The sequence below is a fragment of the Kitasatospora sp. NPDC056800 genome, assembly GCF_042789775.1.
Lineage (GTDB): Bacteria > Actinomycetota > Actinomycetes > Streptomycetales > Streptomycetaceae > Kitasatospora.
Window position 1 is genome coordinate 1 of sequence record NZ_JBHUAL010000246.1, and the last position, 13,453, is coordinate 13,453.

Genomic DNA, 13,453 nt, shown 5'->3' on the forward strand with positions numbered 1-13,453 from the left:
CCTGGTGCGCGGTGCCGTGGGCGACCACCGAGCGGAAGTTCACCGAGTGGTTGAACGCGGACTTGGTCAGCACCAGCGCGTCGACCTGGGTGACGGTGACGCACACCGGCATGCCCTGCTCGCCGGAGGCGTTGCGCATCGGGCGGCTTCCGGTGGAGCCGTGGACGTAGAGCCGGCTGCCGACCCGGGCGAAGATCGTCGGCAGGACCACGGGGGCGCCGTCGACGACGAAGCCGAGGTGGCAGATGTAGGCGCTGTCGAGGATGGCGTGGATCGCCTCCTGCTCCCAGGTGGCCCGGTCCCGGTAGCGGGTGGGGGTGGTCCTGGGGGTGCGGGAGTAGCTGGGCGAGTCTTCCGGGTTGGCCGACATGACATCCTCTATGTACTAGTGCATACTTAGCTTTGTGCTAGGAGACTATCCGCTGAAAGGGCGACGCGCCAGCGAAATCGCGGCCCACGTCGAGCAGGGCGTGAGCAGCGGGCAGCTCGCCCCGGGAACCGCGCTGCCCCCGCTGCGCGACCTCGCCGCCGAACTGGGCGTCAACCCCAACACCGTCGCCGCCGCCTACCGGCTGCTGCGCGACCGCGGCGTGATCGAGACGGCCGGCCGCAAGGGCAGCCGCATCCTGCCCAGACCCGCGCTCACCCCGCGCGACCAGATCCGCATCCCCGTCCCGCCGCACGCCCGCGACCTGTCCACCGGCAACCCCGACCCGGCCCTGCTGCCCGACCTCGCCCAGGCCCTCGCGGCCGCCGCCGAGGCCGCGCGCACCGACCCCGTGCTGTACGGGCACGCCGGCGTCGACCCGCGGCTGCTCGCGCTCGCCCGCGCCTCCTTCGAGGCCGACGGCCTGCCCGGCGGCCCGATCGCCGTCGCCTCCGGCTCGCTGGACACCGTCGAACGGATCCTCGGCGCCCGGCTGCGCCCCGGCGACGCGGTGGCCGTCGAGGACCCGGGCTGGGGCAGCCTGCTCGACCTGCTGCCCGCGCTGGGGCTGAAGCAGGTGCCCGTCCGGCTGGACGACGAGGGCCCGCTGCCGGGGTCGCTGGCCGCCGCGCTGGCCGAGGGCGTCCGGGCCGTGGTGGTCACCAGTCGGGCGCAGAACCCGACCGGTGCGGCGCTCACCGCGCGGCGGGCCGAGGCGCTCAAGGCCGTCCTGGCCGAGCACCCCGGGGTGCTGCTGATCGAGGACGACCACGGGCACGGCATGGTCGACCAGCCGTACCACCCGCTGGTCGGGGCGGGCACCCGGCACTGGGCGGTGGTGCGCTCGGCGGCCAAGGCGTACGGGCCGGACCTGCGGGTCTCGGTGGCGGTCGGGGACGAGGAGACGATCGGACGGGTGACCGGCCGGCTGCGGCTGGGCGCCGGCTGGGTCAGCCACCTGCTGCAGCGCACCGTCGCGGAGCTGTGGAGCGGCGACGCCGCGCCGGCCGACCGGGTGGCCGCCGCGTACCGGGCCCGGCGGGACGCGCTGCTGGACGAGCTGGCGGCGCGCGGGATCGCGGCGCACGGGCGGAGCGGACTGAACGTCTGGGTGCCGGTGCCGGACGAGACCTCGGTGCTGGCGGCGCTGGTGCAGCGCGGCTGGGTCGCGGCGCCCGGCGCGCGGTACCGGATCCAGTCGCCGCCCGGGCTTCGGTTCACCACGGCGAGGCTGGAGGCGGCCCAGGCGCGGGAGCTGGCGGAGGACCTGGCGGCGGTGCTGGGGGCGGGCGGGGGCGGATCGCGGCTGGTGTGAGTCGTGGTCGGGCCCTGGGGTGCGGGGCGGGTGGGACAGGTGTGGCGGGTGTGAACCGCGGGCGGCGTCCGGGCGTCGCCCGCCCGGTTGGTCTGAACCCGGCGGTAACAAAAGCGGAAACCTCCCGCAGACGCCTAGCGGTGGTGGGCGCGCGCATGTCATCTTCATCGCGCCACCGGCCGGCGGCCCACCCTCACCCAGGCGTCCTCCCGTTCCCCGTTTCCCCGGGAGGACCGAGCCGCAGGAGTTCCGCAGTGCCCGAGAACTGTTCGAGCAGCGCCCGCAGTGCCCGCAGCACCGGCAGCGCCCCTCGCCCCGGCCGACGACTGCTCGCCGCAGCCCTGGCCCTCCCGATCGCCGTCGCGGGCCTGGCCGTCGCCTCGCCGGCCTCCGCCGCTCCGTCCACCCCGGCCGCACCGGCCGTCCTGCCGTCCGGGCCCACCGCCAGCGTCACCCTCGGCGACAGCTACATCTCCGGCGAGGCCGGCCGCTGGAAGGGCAACGCGGCCGGCACCGGCGGCGGCCGCAACGGCACCGACCGGGCCTGGACCGGCAGTTCGTACGACCCCTCGCGGGTCTACGGCGCCACCGCCGCGAGCGGGTGCGACCGCTCGGACGTCGCCGAGGTGCTCAGCGCCTCGACCGGGGCCCAGAACGAGATCGACCTGGCCTGCTCCGGCGCCGTCAGCGCCAACGTCTTCCGTGCCGCCAACGGCGGGCAGTCGCTCAAGGGCGAGGCCCCGCAGGCCGACCAACTCGCCACCGTGGCACGGCAGAACAACGTCAAACTGATCACCCTGTCGATCGGCGGCAACGACCTGGGCTTCTCGGACGTCATCTCCACCTGCGTGCAGGACTACCTGATCTGGTACTCCTACTGCCACGACTCCGCGCAGTCCGGGATCGACGCCAAGATGCCCGCCGCGATGGCCGGGGTCGGCAAGGCGATCGACGAGATCCGCGCGGTGATGGCCGGCGCCGGCTACGCGCAGTCGGACTACCGCCTGGTGCTGCAGTCCTACCCGTCGCCGATCCCGCGCGGCGCCGAGATGCGGTACCCGGAGAGCGGCTGGACCCGCTCCAACACCGGCGGCTGCCCGTTCTGGGACGGGGACGCCGACTGGGCCCGCGACTCGATGGTGCCGCAGATCTCCCAGGCGCTGGCGGGCGTCGCCGCCGCCAAGGGCGCGCAGTTCCTGGACCTGTCGGACATGCTGCAGGGCCGCGAGGTCTGCTCGACGGCCACCCGGCAGCCGACCGCGAGCTCCGGCCCGTCCGCGACCACCAGCGAGTGGGCGCGCTTCCTGGACGGCGGCCTCAACTCCACGCAGGGCGTGCTGCAGGAGTCGATGCACCCCAACTACTACGGCCAGCAGGCGGTCGGGCGCTGCCTGACGCTGCTGTGGGCGCGCCCGAGCGGTGACTACGCGTGCCGCAACACGGCCGGGCAGGACGCGAGCGGGATGTACCTCACCGCACGGTGAGCACAGGGTTCGGCGCCCCCGCGGCCTCGGCCGTGGGGGCGCCGTTCCGCCGTTCCGCGATGCTCAGCCCTTGGCGAGCAGGGACTGGGCGTGCGCGATGACCTGATCCTTCGTCAGGTACGCGTCGGTGTACTCGAAGTCCTGCAGCCGGGCGGGCTGGCGGGCGAGGAAGCCGGTCCGGACGAAGTCGTCGCCGGCGGTCGCGTTGAGCAGCCAGTTGGCGCCCACCCGGAACTTGGCCGCGTTGGTGCGCATCGCCATCAGGTGGTAGCCGCGCGCCACCAGCTGGGCGGGCACCCCGCGCAGCTCGATGCCGAGCGGCTTGGAGACCGCGTCCTTGCCGCCGAGGTCGACCACCAGGCCCAAGTCCTTGTGGTAGTACGGCTCCAGGGGCTGGTTGCGGAGCGAGGCGATCACGTTGTTCGCGACCGCGCGGCCCTGACGGGCGGAGTGCTGGGCGGTCGGCGGGCAGACCGCGCCGTCGCCCTTGGCGAGGTCGGGGACGGCGGCGGCGTCGCCGAGCGCGAACACGCCCTCGAACTGCGGCACCCGCATCTCCGCCGTCACGGCGAGCCGGCCGCGGACCGTCTCGGCGTCCAGGGTGCCGATCAGCGGGCTCGCGGCCACCCCGGCCGTCCAGATCAGGGTGCGGCAGGGGAGCACCCGGCCGTCGGTGAACTTGACCGTCTCGGCGCCGACTTCGGCCACCGAGACGCCCAGCGACACCTCGATGCCGCGGTCGCGCAGCACCTCCAGGGCGGCCTCGCCGAGCGGGTCGCCGAGCTCCGGCATCAGCTTCGGGGCGATGTCGATCAGGTGCCACTTGATCTGCCGGGCGTCCAGCCGCGGGTAGCGGTGGGCGGCGGCGGTGGTCAGGCGCTGGAGGCAGGCGGCCGTCTCGGTGCCCGCGTAGCCGCCGCCGACCACCACGAACTGGAGCCGGGACTCGCGCTCCTTCTGGTCCAAGGTGGCCGAGGCGAGGTCGAGTTGGGCGATCACGTGGTCGCGGACGTAGGCCGCCTCGGCGAGCGTCTTCATGCCGCGGGCGTAGTCGGTGAGGCCGGGGATGTCGAAGGTGCGGGTGACGCTGCCGGGGGCGAGCACCAGGACGTCGTACTTCTGCGCCACCACCTCGTCGGTGATCTTGCGGACGACGCACACCTTGGAGGCCGGGTCCACGCCGATGGCGCCGCCGGGGACGATGTGGGTGCGGCGCAGCGTGCGGCGCAGCGAGACGGCCACGGACTGCGGGGTGAGGACGCCGGCCGCGACATGGGGGAGGAGGGGGAGGTAGAGCTGGTAGCTGAACGGCGTGACCAGCGAGATCTCGGCCTCCGACGGTGACAGCTTGTGTTCGAGGCGGCGGGCGCACTCCAGGCCGGCGAAGCCACCGCCCACGATCAGGATCCGAGGTCGTTCCATCGCTCATCCCTTTGCCGTGAAGGTCCCCATTACTGTCCGCCACACTCGCACGGAGCAGCGGGGGCTGCCACCGGGGCGGGGCCGTGGGGGTGGGGTGGAGGAGGGCGGGGAGAAAAGGGAGAAGAGGGAGAACGGGGTGGCGGCGGGAGGGGGAGAGAGGAAAGGGTGGCGACACCGATAGGCTGTCGGCCGTGCTACCCGAGGTGACGGCGATCCGGTACGTGACGCCACTGCGAGAAGGCGGCTCGATGCCGGGCCTGGTCGAGGCCGACGATCGGCGGCTGTACGCGCTGAAATGGGTCGGTGCGGCGCAGGGCCGCAAGGCGTTGGTCGCGGAGGTGCTGGCCGGGGAGCTCGGCCGGCGGCTCGGGCTGCCGGTGCCGGAGCTGGTGACGGTCGACCTGGACCCGGTGCTCGCGCGCAGCGAGCCGGACCACCAGATCCAGGACCAGATGAGGGCCAGCGGCGGGACCAACCTCGGGATGGCCTTCGTCAGCGGCGCGCTCAACTTCGACCCGCTCTGCTTCGAGGTGGATCCGGAGCTCGCCGGGCAGGTGCTCTGGTTCGACGCGCTGATCGGCAACGTCGACCGCTCCTGGCGCAACCCCAACCTGCTGGTGGCGACCGGCGGGCTGCGGCTGATCGACCACGGCGCGAGCCTGATCTTCCACCACAACTGGCCGGGTGCCGCCGCCTGGATCCGCCGTCCGTACGACGCCTCCGACCACGCGCTGCTGGGGGCCCGGCCGGATCTGGCGGCGGCCGACAAGGCGCTCGCGCCGCTCGCCGAGGCGGCGATCGAGGGCGCCGTGGCGCAGATCCCCGAGGTCTGGCTGGTGGACGAGTTCGGCTTCGACTCGCCCGACGAGGTGCGCGCCGCGTACCGGACCCAGCTGACCGAGCGACTGGCCGGTCCGCGCGACTGGCTGCCGGAGGTGCCCGCATGACCGAGTTCACGCTGTCCGTGCTGCCGGCCACCGTCGAGCTGCACGACTACGAGTACGCCGTGATCCGCGCGGTGCCGAGGGTCGAGCGCGGCGAGTGCGTCAACGTCGGGGTGCTGCTGTACTGCCGACAGGAATCGCACCTGGCCGCCCGGACCCACCTGGACCAGGCCCGGCTGCTGGCGCTGGACCCGGTGGCGGACGTGCAGGGCGTGCGGCGGGCGCTGCAGGGGATCGAGGCGGTCTGCCACGGCGGCCCGCAGGCCGGTCCGGCGGCGGGGGACAGCGCCGGGCAGCGGTTCCGCTGGCTGACCGCGCCGCGCAGCGCGATCGTCCAGCCGGGGCCGGTGCACACCGGGCTGACCGCGGACCCGGAGGCGGAGCTCCGGCGGCTGTTCGACCAGCTGGTGCTCTGACACCGGAGGGTTCCGGGGCGGCTCGCGGACGGTTGCCGTGGTCAAAGCTTGAGTTGCTGAAGCACCTGGTCGTACTCTGGCCCCATGGGTTCGACAGCGACGACGACCGTACCGACCAACGCCGAGTTGATGGAGGCGCTGGCCTCCGTCGGTGCCGCGTACTTCCAGGACTTCGCGGCCGCCGCGGCCCGGCACGGGCTCTCCTCCTCGCAGGCCAAGGCGCTGGGCGCGGTGCAGGAGCCGGTGCCGATGCGCGCGCTGGCCGGGAGGCTCGGCTGCGACGCCTCGAACGTCACCGGGATCGTGGACCGGCTGGAGTCGCTGGGCCTGGCCAACCGGGAGGCGGCGGCCGGTGACCGCCGGGTGAAGATCGTGGTGATCACGGCCGAGGGCCGGGAGATCCTGAACCGCATCCGCGGCGAGATGGCCCGGACCCACCAGGCCTTCGAGGCGATGACCGACGAGCAGCGGATCGCCCTGCACTCGATCTGCTCCCAGGTGCTGCCGGTGCTGGCCGGTCGTACGGGCGGCGCGCAGTAGGACCCCGCGCCGCCCGTACGCCACCAGTGCTTCGTCCCGGTCAGAGCAGCCCGGCGAGTTCCGGTGGCAGCGGCCGGTGGTGGAGCAGGGTGAGTGAGCGGGTGGTCCGGGTCAGGGCGACGTAGAGGTCGCGCGGGGCGAGCGCGGCCGGCTCGACCACCACGACCGCGTCGAATTCCAGCCCCTTGGCGTCCGCGACCGTGAGCGCGTCCAGCTCCCCGGCCAGGGCGTCCGGTGCGATCACGCCGAGGGTGCCCGGGCCGACGGGCAGCCGGGCGAGCGCGGCGGCGAAGCCGCCCGCCGGGACGCGGACCGCGCGGGGCCGCTCGGTGCCCGGTCGGATGGACTCGGGCGGCCGGTGGCCGGGTACGGCGGTGCGCAGCACGGCGGCGGCGAGGGCCATGACGGGCTCCGGCGTGCGGTAGTTGACGGTGAGCCGTTCCTCGCGCCAGCGGCCGGGCAGGTGCGGGTCGAGCGTCTCGGCCCAGCTGCGGGCGCCGGCGGGCGAGCCGGTCTGGGCGAGGTCGCCGACGATGGTGAGCGAGGTGGTCGGGACGCGCCGCAGGACGGCGCGCCAGGCCATCGCGGACAGCTCCTGCGCCTCGTCCACGACGACGTGGCCGTACGCCCAGGTGCGGTCGGCGGCGGCGCGTTCGGCGGTGGAGCGGTACGGGCCGTCGTCGCGGAAGCGCTCGGCCAGGGCGGCGGAGTCCAGCAGGGCGTCGTCGGTCTGCCCGGTGATGGTCAACACGCCCTGGGCGAAGGCCAGTTCGTCCGGGTCTTGACCGGTGGGGGCCGAGGGCCCCTCGGCGCCCAGGAGTTCGGCGGCCTCGTCGAGCAGCGGGACGTCCTCGGCCGTCCACTCGGAGCCGGGCGGGCGGAGCAGGGCGGTCGCGTGCTCGGGGGCCGCTGAGGCGAGCAACTCCCGGTCGGTGAGCAGGCGTTCGAGCAGCTGCTGCGGGGTGAGCCGGGGCCAGAGCGGGTCGAGCGCGGCGCGGACGTCCGGCCGCTCCCACAGCTCGCGCGGGGCGTAGTGCGCCTCCTCGTCGTCGTACGGGCGGCCGAGGGTGAGCGCCTGGCCGATCGCGAGGGCGTCGAGCAGGGTGCCCAGGTAGAAGGCGCGGGCCCGGTTGTGCGGCAGTCGCAGGCCGCGGGCGGCGTCCCTGGCCTCGGCGCAGGCCCGGGCGGAGACCCGCAGCCCTTCGCCGAGGTCCAGGCCCTCGGCGGGGGCCGTCTGGTGGGCGGCCACGGCGGCGCGGAGCACCCCGGCCATCCAGGGACCGCCCTTGGCGAAGGCGGCGGCGGGGTCGTCGGTGCCGGTGGCGGCGAGGCCGGGGAGGAGTTCGGCGACGGTGCGGAGCACCACCTCGGTCTCGCCGAGGGCGGGCAGCACCTCCTCGATGTACCGCAGGAAGCCGGGGTTGGGGCCGATCACCAGGACGCCCCGGCGCTCCAGCGCGGCGCGGTGGGTGAACAGCAGGTAGGCGGCGCGGTGCAGGGCGGCCAGCGTCTTCCCGGTGCCGGGGCCGCCCTGGACCACCAGGGCGCCGCGCAGCGGGGAGCGGATCACCCGGTCCTGCTCGGCCTGGATGGTGGCGACGGCGGTGCCCATCCGGCCGGTGCGTTCGCGGTCGAGGGCGGCGAGCAGGGCGGCTTCGCCGACCAGGGTGCGGCGGCCGGACTCGTCCAGCCCGGCGAGGTCGAGCGCCTCGTCGTCCAGGCCGGTGACGGTGCGGCCCCGGGTGTGCAGGTGGCGGCGGCGCACCACCGGGCCGGGGTGGACGGGGGTCGCGGTGTAGAAGGGGCGGGCGGCCGGGGCGCGCCAGTCGAGCAGCAGCGGTTCGTACGCCTCGTCGGTCAGGCCGGTGCGGCCGATGTAGTGGACGGTGCCGTCGCGCTCGTCGAGCCGGCCGAAGCAGAGGCCGCGCTCGACCGCCTCCAGCCGGGCGGCGTGGCGGGAGGCTTCGCGGGCGCGCACCTCGCGCTCCAGCCGGGCCTGGTGGGTGCCGCCGGATCCGGCGCCGTCGTGGGCGCCGTCGGCGGTGCGGCGGGCCCGTTCGCGCACGGTGTCCAGCCGGGCGTAGAGCCGGGCGAGGTGGGCCTGCTCGGTGCGCAGGGCCGCGGCGAGGGCGCTGGAGTCCCGCGCGGTCACTGGCGGTTCGCTCATCGGTGTGGTATCCTTGCGGTGAGAAGGCTGCGGAGCGTCATCTGAAAGGCGCTCAATTGACCCAGCCTACCCCACTCCGCCGACGTCCGGCGTGACCTCGGCTGTTACTCTTGCGAAGCGTGAGCGCGAAGCCCCAGATCCCCAATGTCCTGGCCTCCCGGTACGCCTCGGCGACCCTGGCCCAGCTGTGGTCCCCCGAGCACAAGGTGGTCCTCGAGCGCCACCTGTGGCTCGCCGTCCTGAAGGCCCAGCAGGACCTCGGCGTCGAGGTTCCGGCGACCGCCGTCGCCGACTACGAGCGGGTGATCGACCAGGTCGACCTCGGCTCGATCGCCGCCCGTGAGCGGGTCACCCGCCACGACGTGAAGGCCCGGATCGAGGAGTTCAGCGAGCTCGCCGGGCACGAGCAGATCCACAAGGGAATGACCTCCCGGGACCTGACCGAGAACGTCGAGCAGCTGCAGATCCGCCAGTCCCTGGAGCACGTGCGGGACCGCACGGTGGCCGTGCTGGTGCGCCTGGCCAAGCTGTCCGCCCAGCACGCCGAGCTGGTCATGGCCGGCCGCTCGCACAACGTGGCCGCGCAGGCCACCACCCTGGGCAAGCGGTTCGCGTCGATCACCGACGAGCTGCTGGTCGCCTTCCGCCGCCTGGAGGAGCTGATCGCCCGCTACCCGCTGCGCGGGATCAAGGGCCCGGTCGGCACCGCCCAGGACATGCTCGACCTCCTCGGTGGCGACACCGACAAGCTGGCCGAGCTGGAGCGCCGGGTCGCCGGGCACCTCGGCTTCGAGAACGTGCTGACCAGCGTCGGCCAGGTCTACCCGCGCTCGCTGGACTTCGAGGTGCTCACCGCCCTCGTCCAGCTGGCCGCCGCGCCGTCCAGCCTGGCCAAGACCATCCGCCTGATGGCCGGCCACGAGCTGGTCACGGAGGGCTTCAAGGAGGGCCAGGTCGGCTCCTCCGCGATGCCCCACAAGATGAACACCCGCTCCTGCGAGCGCGTCAACGGCCTGGCCGTCATCCTGCGCGGCTACGCCTCGATGACCGGCGAGCTGGCCGGCGACCAGTGGAACGAGGGCGACGTCTCCTGCTCGGTGGTGCGCCGGGTCGCGCTGCCGGACGCGTTCTTCGCCTTCGACGGCCTGCTGGAGACCTTCCTGACCGTCCTCGACGAGTTCGGCGCCTTCCCCGCGGTGATCGAGGCCGAGCTGGACCGCTACCTGCCGTTCCTCGCCACCACCAAGGTGCTGATGGGCGCGGTGCGCGCGGGCGTCGGCCGGGAGACCGGGCACGAGGTCATCAAGGAGCACGCCGTCGCCTCCGCGCTGGCGATGCGCGCGGGCGCCCGGGAGAACGAGCTGCTGGACCGGCTGGCCGCCGACGAGCGGATCCCGCTGGACCGGGCCGCGCTGGACGCGCTGCTCGCCGACCGGCTGTCCTTCACCGGCGCGGCCGGCGCCCAGGTCGCCGAGGTGGTCCGCCAGGTGGAGGCCGTCGCGGCCGCCTACCCGGAGGCCGCCAAGTACGCGCCCGGCGACATCCTCTGACGTCTCGTCAGCCCTGAGCCGAGGGCCCCGCCGCCGGACCGGTGGCGGGGCCCTCGCGCGTCGTGGGGACGTGGCCCGGGTCCAGCGGCGGGGTGGTGGTGCCGCACGGCCAGTCGCAGTTCGGCTCGGCCACCTGCTGGTCGTCGGCGGCGAGCACGTTGCCCCGTACGGTCGCGAGGGCGATCAGCCCGCCGGCGGCCAGCAGGCCCGCGCAGATCAGCATCGCGGTGTGGAAGGCGGAGTCGACCGAGGAGGGCACCCGGTAGGCGTCGCCGCTCAGCCCGGCCAGCGCCGGGAGGGCGGCGACCGCGAGCAGGCCGGCCGCGCGGGCGGCGGCGTTGTTGACCCCGCTGGCGATGCCCGCGTGCCGGACCTCGACGGCGGCCAGCACGGTCGCCGTCAGCGGTGCGACCAGCAGCGTCATGCCGCAGCCCATCACCGTGACGGAGGGCAGCACGTCCACCCAGTAGGAGGAGTCCGGGCCGACGCGCAGCATCAGCAGCACCCCGGCGGCGCACAGCAGGGGGCCGACGGTCAGCGGGATGCGCGGGCCGATCCGCTTGCCGAGGCGCCCGGCGCGCGCGGACAGCAGCAGCATCAGCACGGTGATCGGCACCAGCGCGAAGCCCGAGACCAGCGGCGAGAAGCCGGACACGATCTGGAGCTGCACCACCAGCAGGAAGAAGACGCCGCTGAACGCCGCGTACACGCACAGGGTGACCAGGTTCACGGCGGTGAACAGCCGGGAGGAGAACAGTCCGAGCGGCAGCATCGGATCGGGTGCGCGGCGCTCGACCGCCACGAAGGCGACGCCGAGCGCCACTCCGAGCACCCCGCTGACCCAGACGGCGGGGGACAGGCCCTCGCCGGCCGCCGTCAGCGCGTAGGTGATCGCGCCGAGGGCGAGGGCGGCGAGCACGGCGCCGAGGACGTCGAAGCGGCCGGAGGCGCCCTCGTCCCGGCTCTCCGGCACCGACCGGGTGGTGACCGCGATCACGGCGGCGGCGAGCGGCAGGTTCAGCAGGAAGATCCAGCGCCAGCCGGGGCCGTCCACCAGCCAGCCGCCGAGGAAGGGGCCGACCGCCGCCGACACCCCGCCGAGGCCGGACCAGAGCCCGACCGCCGCCGAGCGGTCGTCAGGGTGGAAGACGGCTTGGAGCATGGCGAGCGAGCCGGGGGTGAGCAGCGCCCCGCCGATGCCCTGGACGGCGCGGGCGGCGATCAGCACGTGGATGTTCGGCGCGGCGGCGCAGGCCGCGGAGGCGATGGCGAACCAGACCACGCCGATCAGGAAGACCTTGCGCCGCCCGTAGCGGTCGCCGAGCGCGCCGCCGAGCAGGATCAGGCCCGCCAGGGTGAGCAGATAGGCGTTCAGGGTCCATTGCAGGGACGCGAGGGAAGCGCCGAGGTCGGCGCCGATCCGGGGCAGCGCGACGTTCACCACGGTGCCGTCCAGCATCGCCATGCTGGAGCCGAGCACCGTCGCCATTAGTACCCAGCGACCCTGCGCGGTGCCCAGGCGCAGGGTGCCGGCCTCGGAGGTGGCCACGGGCGAATCCTGCGCTGCCGAGGCGCACGTGACAAGGGTCACCGGTGGGTGTGTTGGCGGCTGGCGGTGCGTGAGCGGACGGGTGCGCGGCGTGGCCGATCTCGGCGCAGGGTCGTGGATCAGTGGCGGGGGGTGAATGGGTTGTGTACGCACCGTGGGCTCGGGCCTGCGGAGGGTCACTGTGGGAGGGGGGATCGTTGCCGTTTCAAGAGATCGACATTGCTTCACCCGAACGGATGGGTTTTAGTTCAGCGACCGCCCGGCCAGTCCGGACGGATCCGCCGGGTGGAACGCCGAGTCCTGCCGCTGCCCGGTGGTTCGAAACGAACTCTGTACGGCAGGAGCGGGGGACCCACAGGTAAGTCGCCGGACCGGAGTTCGCGCCTCAGGGCGCGGGCGTCCAGGACCGGCTTGGGGTGAAGCCGCGCAAGCGGCCGGGCAACTCCAGCCCGAACCCGACAGCTCACCTCGCAGGCGTCGGAGAGGAAAATTCCATGCCTGCACAGGCTCGTCGTATCGCCCTGCCCCGCGCCGCCCGCATCGGCATCGCCACCGCCGTCACCGGTGTGTCCTTCGCCCTCCCGCTCGTCACCGCGATGAGCGCCCAGGCCCACACCCCGGCCGCTCCGGCCGCCGCCTCCGCCGAGGCCAAGCAGGCCACGCAGGCCGCCGCTCCGGCCGCCCAGGCCGCGCAGGAGAGCTACCGCGTCGTCAGCGGTGACACCCTGTCCAAGATCGCCGACGCCAGGAACGTCGAGGGCGGCTGGCACGCGCTGTACGAGCAGAACCGCTCGGTCGTCGGCGCCGACCCGAACCTGATCTTCCCGGGCCAGCAGCTCGCGCTGTCCGGCCACGCCGCCGCGCCGGCCGCCGACGCCGCCCCGGCGAAGCCCGCCGCCCCGGCCAAGCCCGCCAAGCCGTCCGCTCCGGCGACCCAGGCCGCCAAGCCGCAGGCCCAGGTCCAGGTGCAGACCGAGGCCGCCAAGCCCTCCGCGCAGCTCGAGACCCAGCTCCAGGTCGCCGCTCCGGCCCAGGCCGTGACCGCCACTCCGGTCGCCGCCGCCACCTCCGGCTTCGTCGCCCCGCTGGCCGGCCCGCGGCTCGGCACCGCCTACGGCGTGGCCGGCTCGATGTGGGCCTCCGGCCACCACACCGGCCAGGACTTCGTCGCCTCCACCGGCACCCCGCTGCGCGCCGTCGCCAACGGTGTCGTGGTCAAGGCCGGCAACGGCGGCGCCTACGGCAACGAGGTCGAGATCAGGCTCGCCGACGGCCACTACGCCGAGTACGCGCACCTCTCCTCGATCGGCGTGAGGATCGGTCAGACCGTCACCGCCGGCCAGCAGATCGGCCTCTCCGGCGCCACCGGCAACGTGACCGGCCCGCACCTGCACTTCGAGATCCGCAACGGCTCGGAGTACGGCTCGGACATCAACCCGGTCGCCTACCTGCGCGCGCACGGCGTCGCGCTCTGACCCCGAGAGCTCCGGGGTACCAGGAACCACCGCCGCTGCGGGCGAACCGATCGCCCGGGATGGTCATGTCGGGTGACCGCTCGACCGGGTGATCGCCGCACGGCGGACATGGGCGCGGGACACGCCCAGGCCGGCCCGGCCGCATGAGGACCTCCTCGTGCGGC

The 13,453-nt window shown here is 74.3% G+C and carries 11 protein-coding genes and 1 riboswitch; of the genes, 7 read left to right on the plus strand and 4 right to left on the minus strand.

Annotated elements, in window-relative coordinates:
* A partial coding sequence (locus ACFRQN_RS36000) for a pyridoxamine 5'-phosphate oxidase family protein (RefSeq protein WP_380744729.1) occupies window positions 1-370 on the minus strand: 370 nt, incomplete at its 3' end.
* A 34-nt stretch (window positions 371-404) separates the two neighbouring features.
* Between ACFRQN_RS36000 and ACFRQN_RS36005 the strand changes: the two genes are divergently transcribed.
* The gene (locus ACFRQN_RS36005) at window positions 405-1,742 is read left to right on the plus strand and encodes an aminotransferase class I/II-fold pyridoxal phosphate-dependent enzyme (protein WP_380744731.1); all 1,338 of its coding nucleotides are present in this window, start codon (window positions 405-407) and stop codon (window positions 1,740-1,742) included.
* Between the two features lie 254 nt (window positions 1,743-1,996).
* A complete protein-coding gene (locus ACFRQN_RS36010; protein ID WP_380744733.1) occupies window positions 1,997-3,226 on the plus strand; it encodes a GDSL-type esterase/lipase family protein in 1,230 nt (409 codons plus the stop codon).
* Window positions 3,227-3,289: 63 nt separating this feature from the next.
* Here the strand turns inward: ACFRQN_RS36010 and ACFRQN_RS36015 are convergent, their stop codons facing one another.
* A complete protein-coding gene (locus ACFRQN_RS36015) occupies window positions 3,290-4,648 on the minus strand; it encodes an NAD(P)/FAD-dependent oxidoreductase (protein ID WP_049652402.1) in 1,359 nt (452 codons plus the stop codon).
* 191 nt (window positions 4,649-4,839) lie between these two features.
* Between ACFRQN_RS36015 and ACFRQN_RS36020 the strand changes: the two genes are divergently transcribed.
* The 3 genes from ACFRQN_RS36020 (at window position 4,840) to ACFRQN_RS36030 (ending at window position 6,548) form a co-directional block, all read left to right on the plus strand.
* A complete protein-coding gene (locus tag ACFRQN_RS36020; RefSeq protein ID WP_049652400.1) occupies window positions 4,840-5,595 on the plus strand; it encodes a HipA family kinase in 756 nt (251 codons plus the stop codon).
* Complete coding sequence (locus tag ACFRQN_RS36025; protein WP_049652398.1) at window positions 5,592-6,008, plus strand: DUF3037 domain-containing protein; 417 nt, start codon at window positions 5,592-5,594, stop codon at window positions 6,006-6,008. The genes ACFRQN_RS36020 and ACFRQN_RS36025 overlap by 4 nt, the downstream gene beginning before the upstream one ends.
* A gap of 84 nt (window positions 6,009-6,092) precedes the next feature.
* Window positions 6,093-6,548 (plus strand): MarR family winged helix-turn-helix transcriptional regulator, encoded by a 456-nt coding sequence (locus ACFRQN_RS36030; protein ID WP_049652396.1) that lies wholly within the window; start codon window positions 6,093-6,095, stop codon window positions 6,546-6,548.
* 40 nt (window positions 6,549-6,588) lie between these two features.
* Here ACFRQN_RS36030 and ACFRQN_RS36035 read toward each other — a convergent pair whose 3' ends face one another.
* On the minus strand, window positions 6,589-8,715 hold the full coding sequence (locus tag ACFRQN_RS36035; protein ID WP_380744736.1) for a HelD family protein: 2,127 nt from the start codon (window positions 8,713-8,715) through the stop codon (window positions 6,589-6,591).
* 119 nt (window positions 8,716-8,834) lie between these two features.
* Between ACFRQN_RS36035 and purB the strand changes: the two genes are divergently transcribed.
* The gene (purB, locus tag ACFRQN_RS36040) at window positions 8,835-10,265 is read left to right on the plus strand and encodes an adenylosuccinate lyase (RefSeq protein ID WP_049652391.1); all 1,431 of its coding nucleotides are present in this window, start codon (window positions 8,835-8,837) and stop codon (window positions 10,263-10,265) included.
* 7 nt (window positions 10,266-10,272) lie between these two features.
* Here purB and ACFRQN_RS36045 read toward each other — a convergent pair whose 3' ends face one another.
* Window positions 10,273-11,754 (minus strand): MFS transporter, encoded by a 1,482-nt coding sequence (locus ACFRQN_RS36045; RefSeq protein WP_380744740.1) that lies wholly within the window; start codon window positions 11,752-11,754, stop codon window positions 10,273-10,275.
* Between the two features lie 351 nt (window positions 11,755-12,105).
* Window positions 12,106-12,306, plus strand: a riboswitch (cyclic di-AMP (ydaO/yuaA leader).
* 2 nt (window positions 12,307-12,308) lie between these two features.
* On the opposite strand from ACFRQN_RS36045, the gene ACFRQN_RS36050 reads away from it, so the two are divergent.
* On the plus strand, window positions 12,309-13,289 hold the full coding sequence (locus tag ACFRQN_RS36050; protein ID WP_380744738.1) for a peptidoglycan DD-metalloendopeptidase family protein: 981 nt from the start codon (window positions 12,309-12,311) through the stop codon (window positions 13,287-13,289).
* Window positions 13,290-13,453 lie beyond the last annotated feature (164 nt).

Excerpts from the sequence above, each read along its gene's own strand:
- ACFRQN_RS36015 (WP_049652402.1), bottom strand. The coding sequence starts at position 4,648 with ATGGAACGACCTCGGATCCTGATCGTGGGCGGTGGCTTCGCCGGCCTG.
- ACFRQN_RS36050 (WP_380744738.1), top strand. The coding sequence starts at position 12,309 with ATGCCTGCACAGGCTCGTCGTATCGCCCTGCCCCGCGCCGCCCGCATC.
- ACFRQN_RS36045 (WP_380744740.1), bottom strand. The coding sequence starts at position 11,754 with ATGGCGACGGTGCTCGGCTCCAGCATGGCGATGCTGGACGGCACCGTG.
- ACFRQN_RS36030 (WP_049652396.1), top strand. The coding sequence starts at position 6,093 with ATGGGTTCGACAGCGACGACGACCGTACCGACCAACGCCGAGTTGATG.
- ACFRQN_RS36025 (WP_049652398.1), top strand. The coding sequence starts at position 5,592 with ATGACCGAGTTCACGCTGTCCGTGCTGCCGGCCACCGTCGAGCTGCAC.
- ACFRQN_RS36035 (WP_380744736.1), bottom strand. The coding sequence starts at position 8,715 with ATGAGCGAACCGCCAGTGACCGCGCGGGACTCCAGCGCCCTCGCCGCG.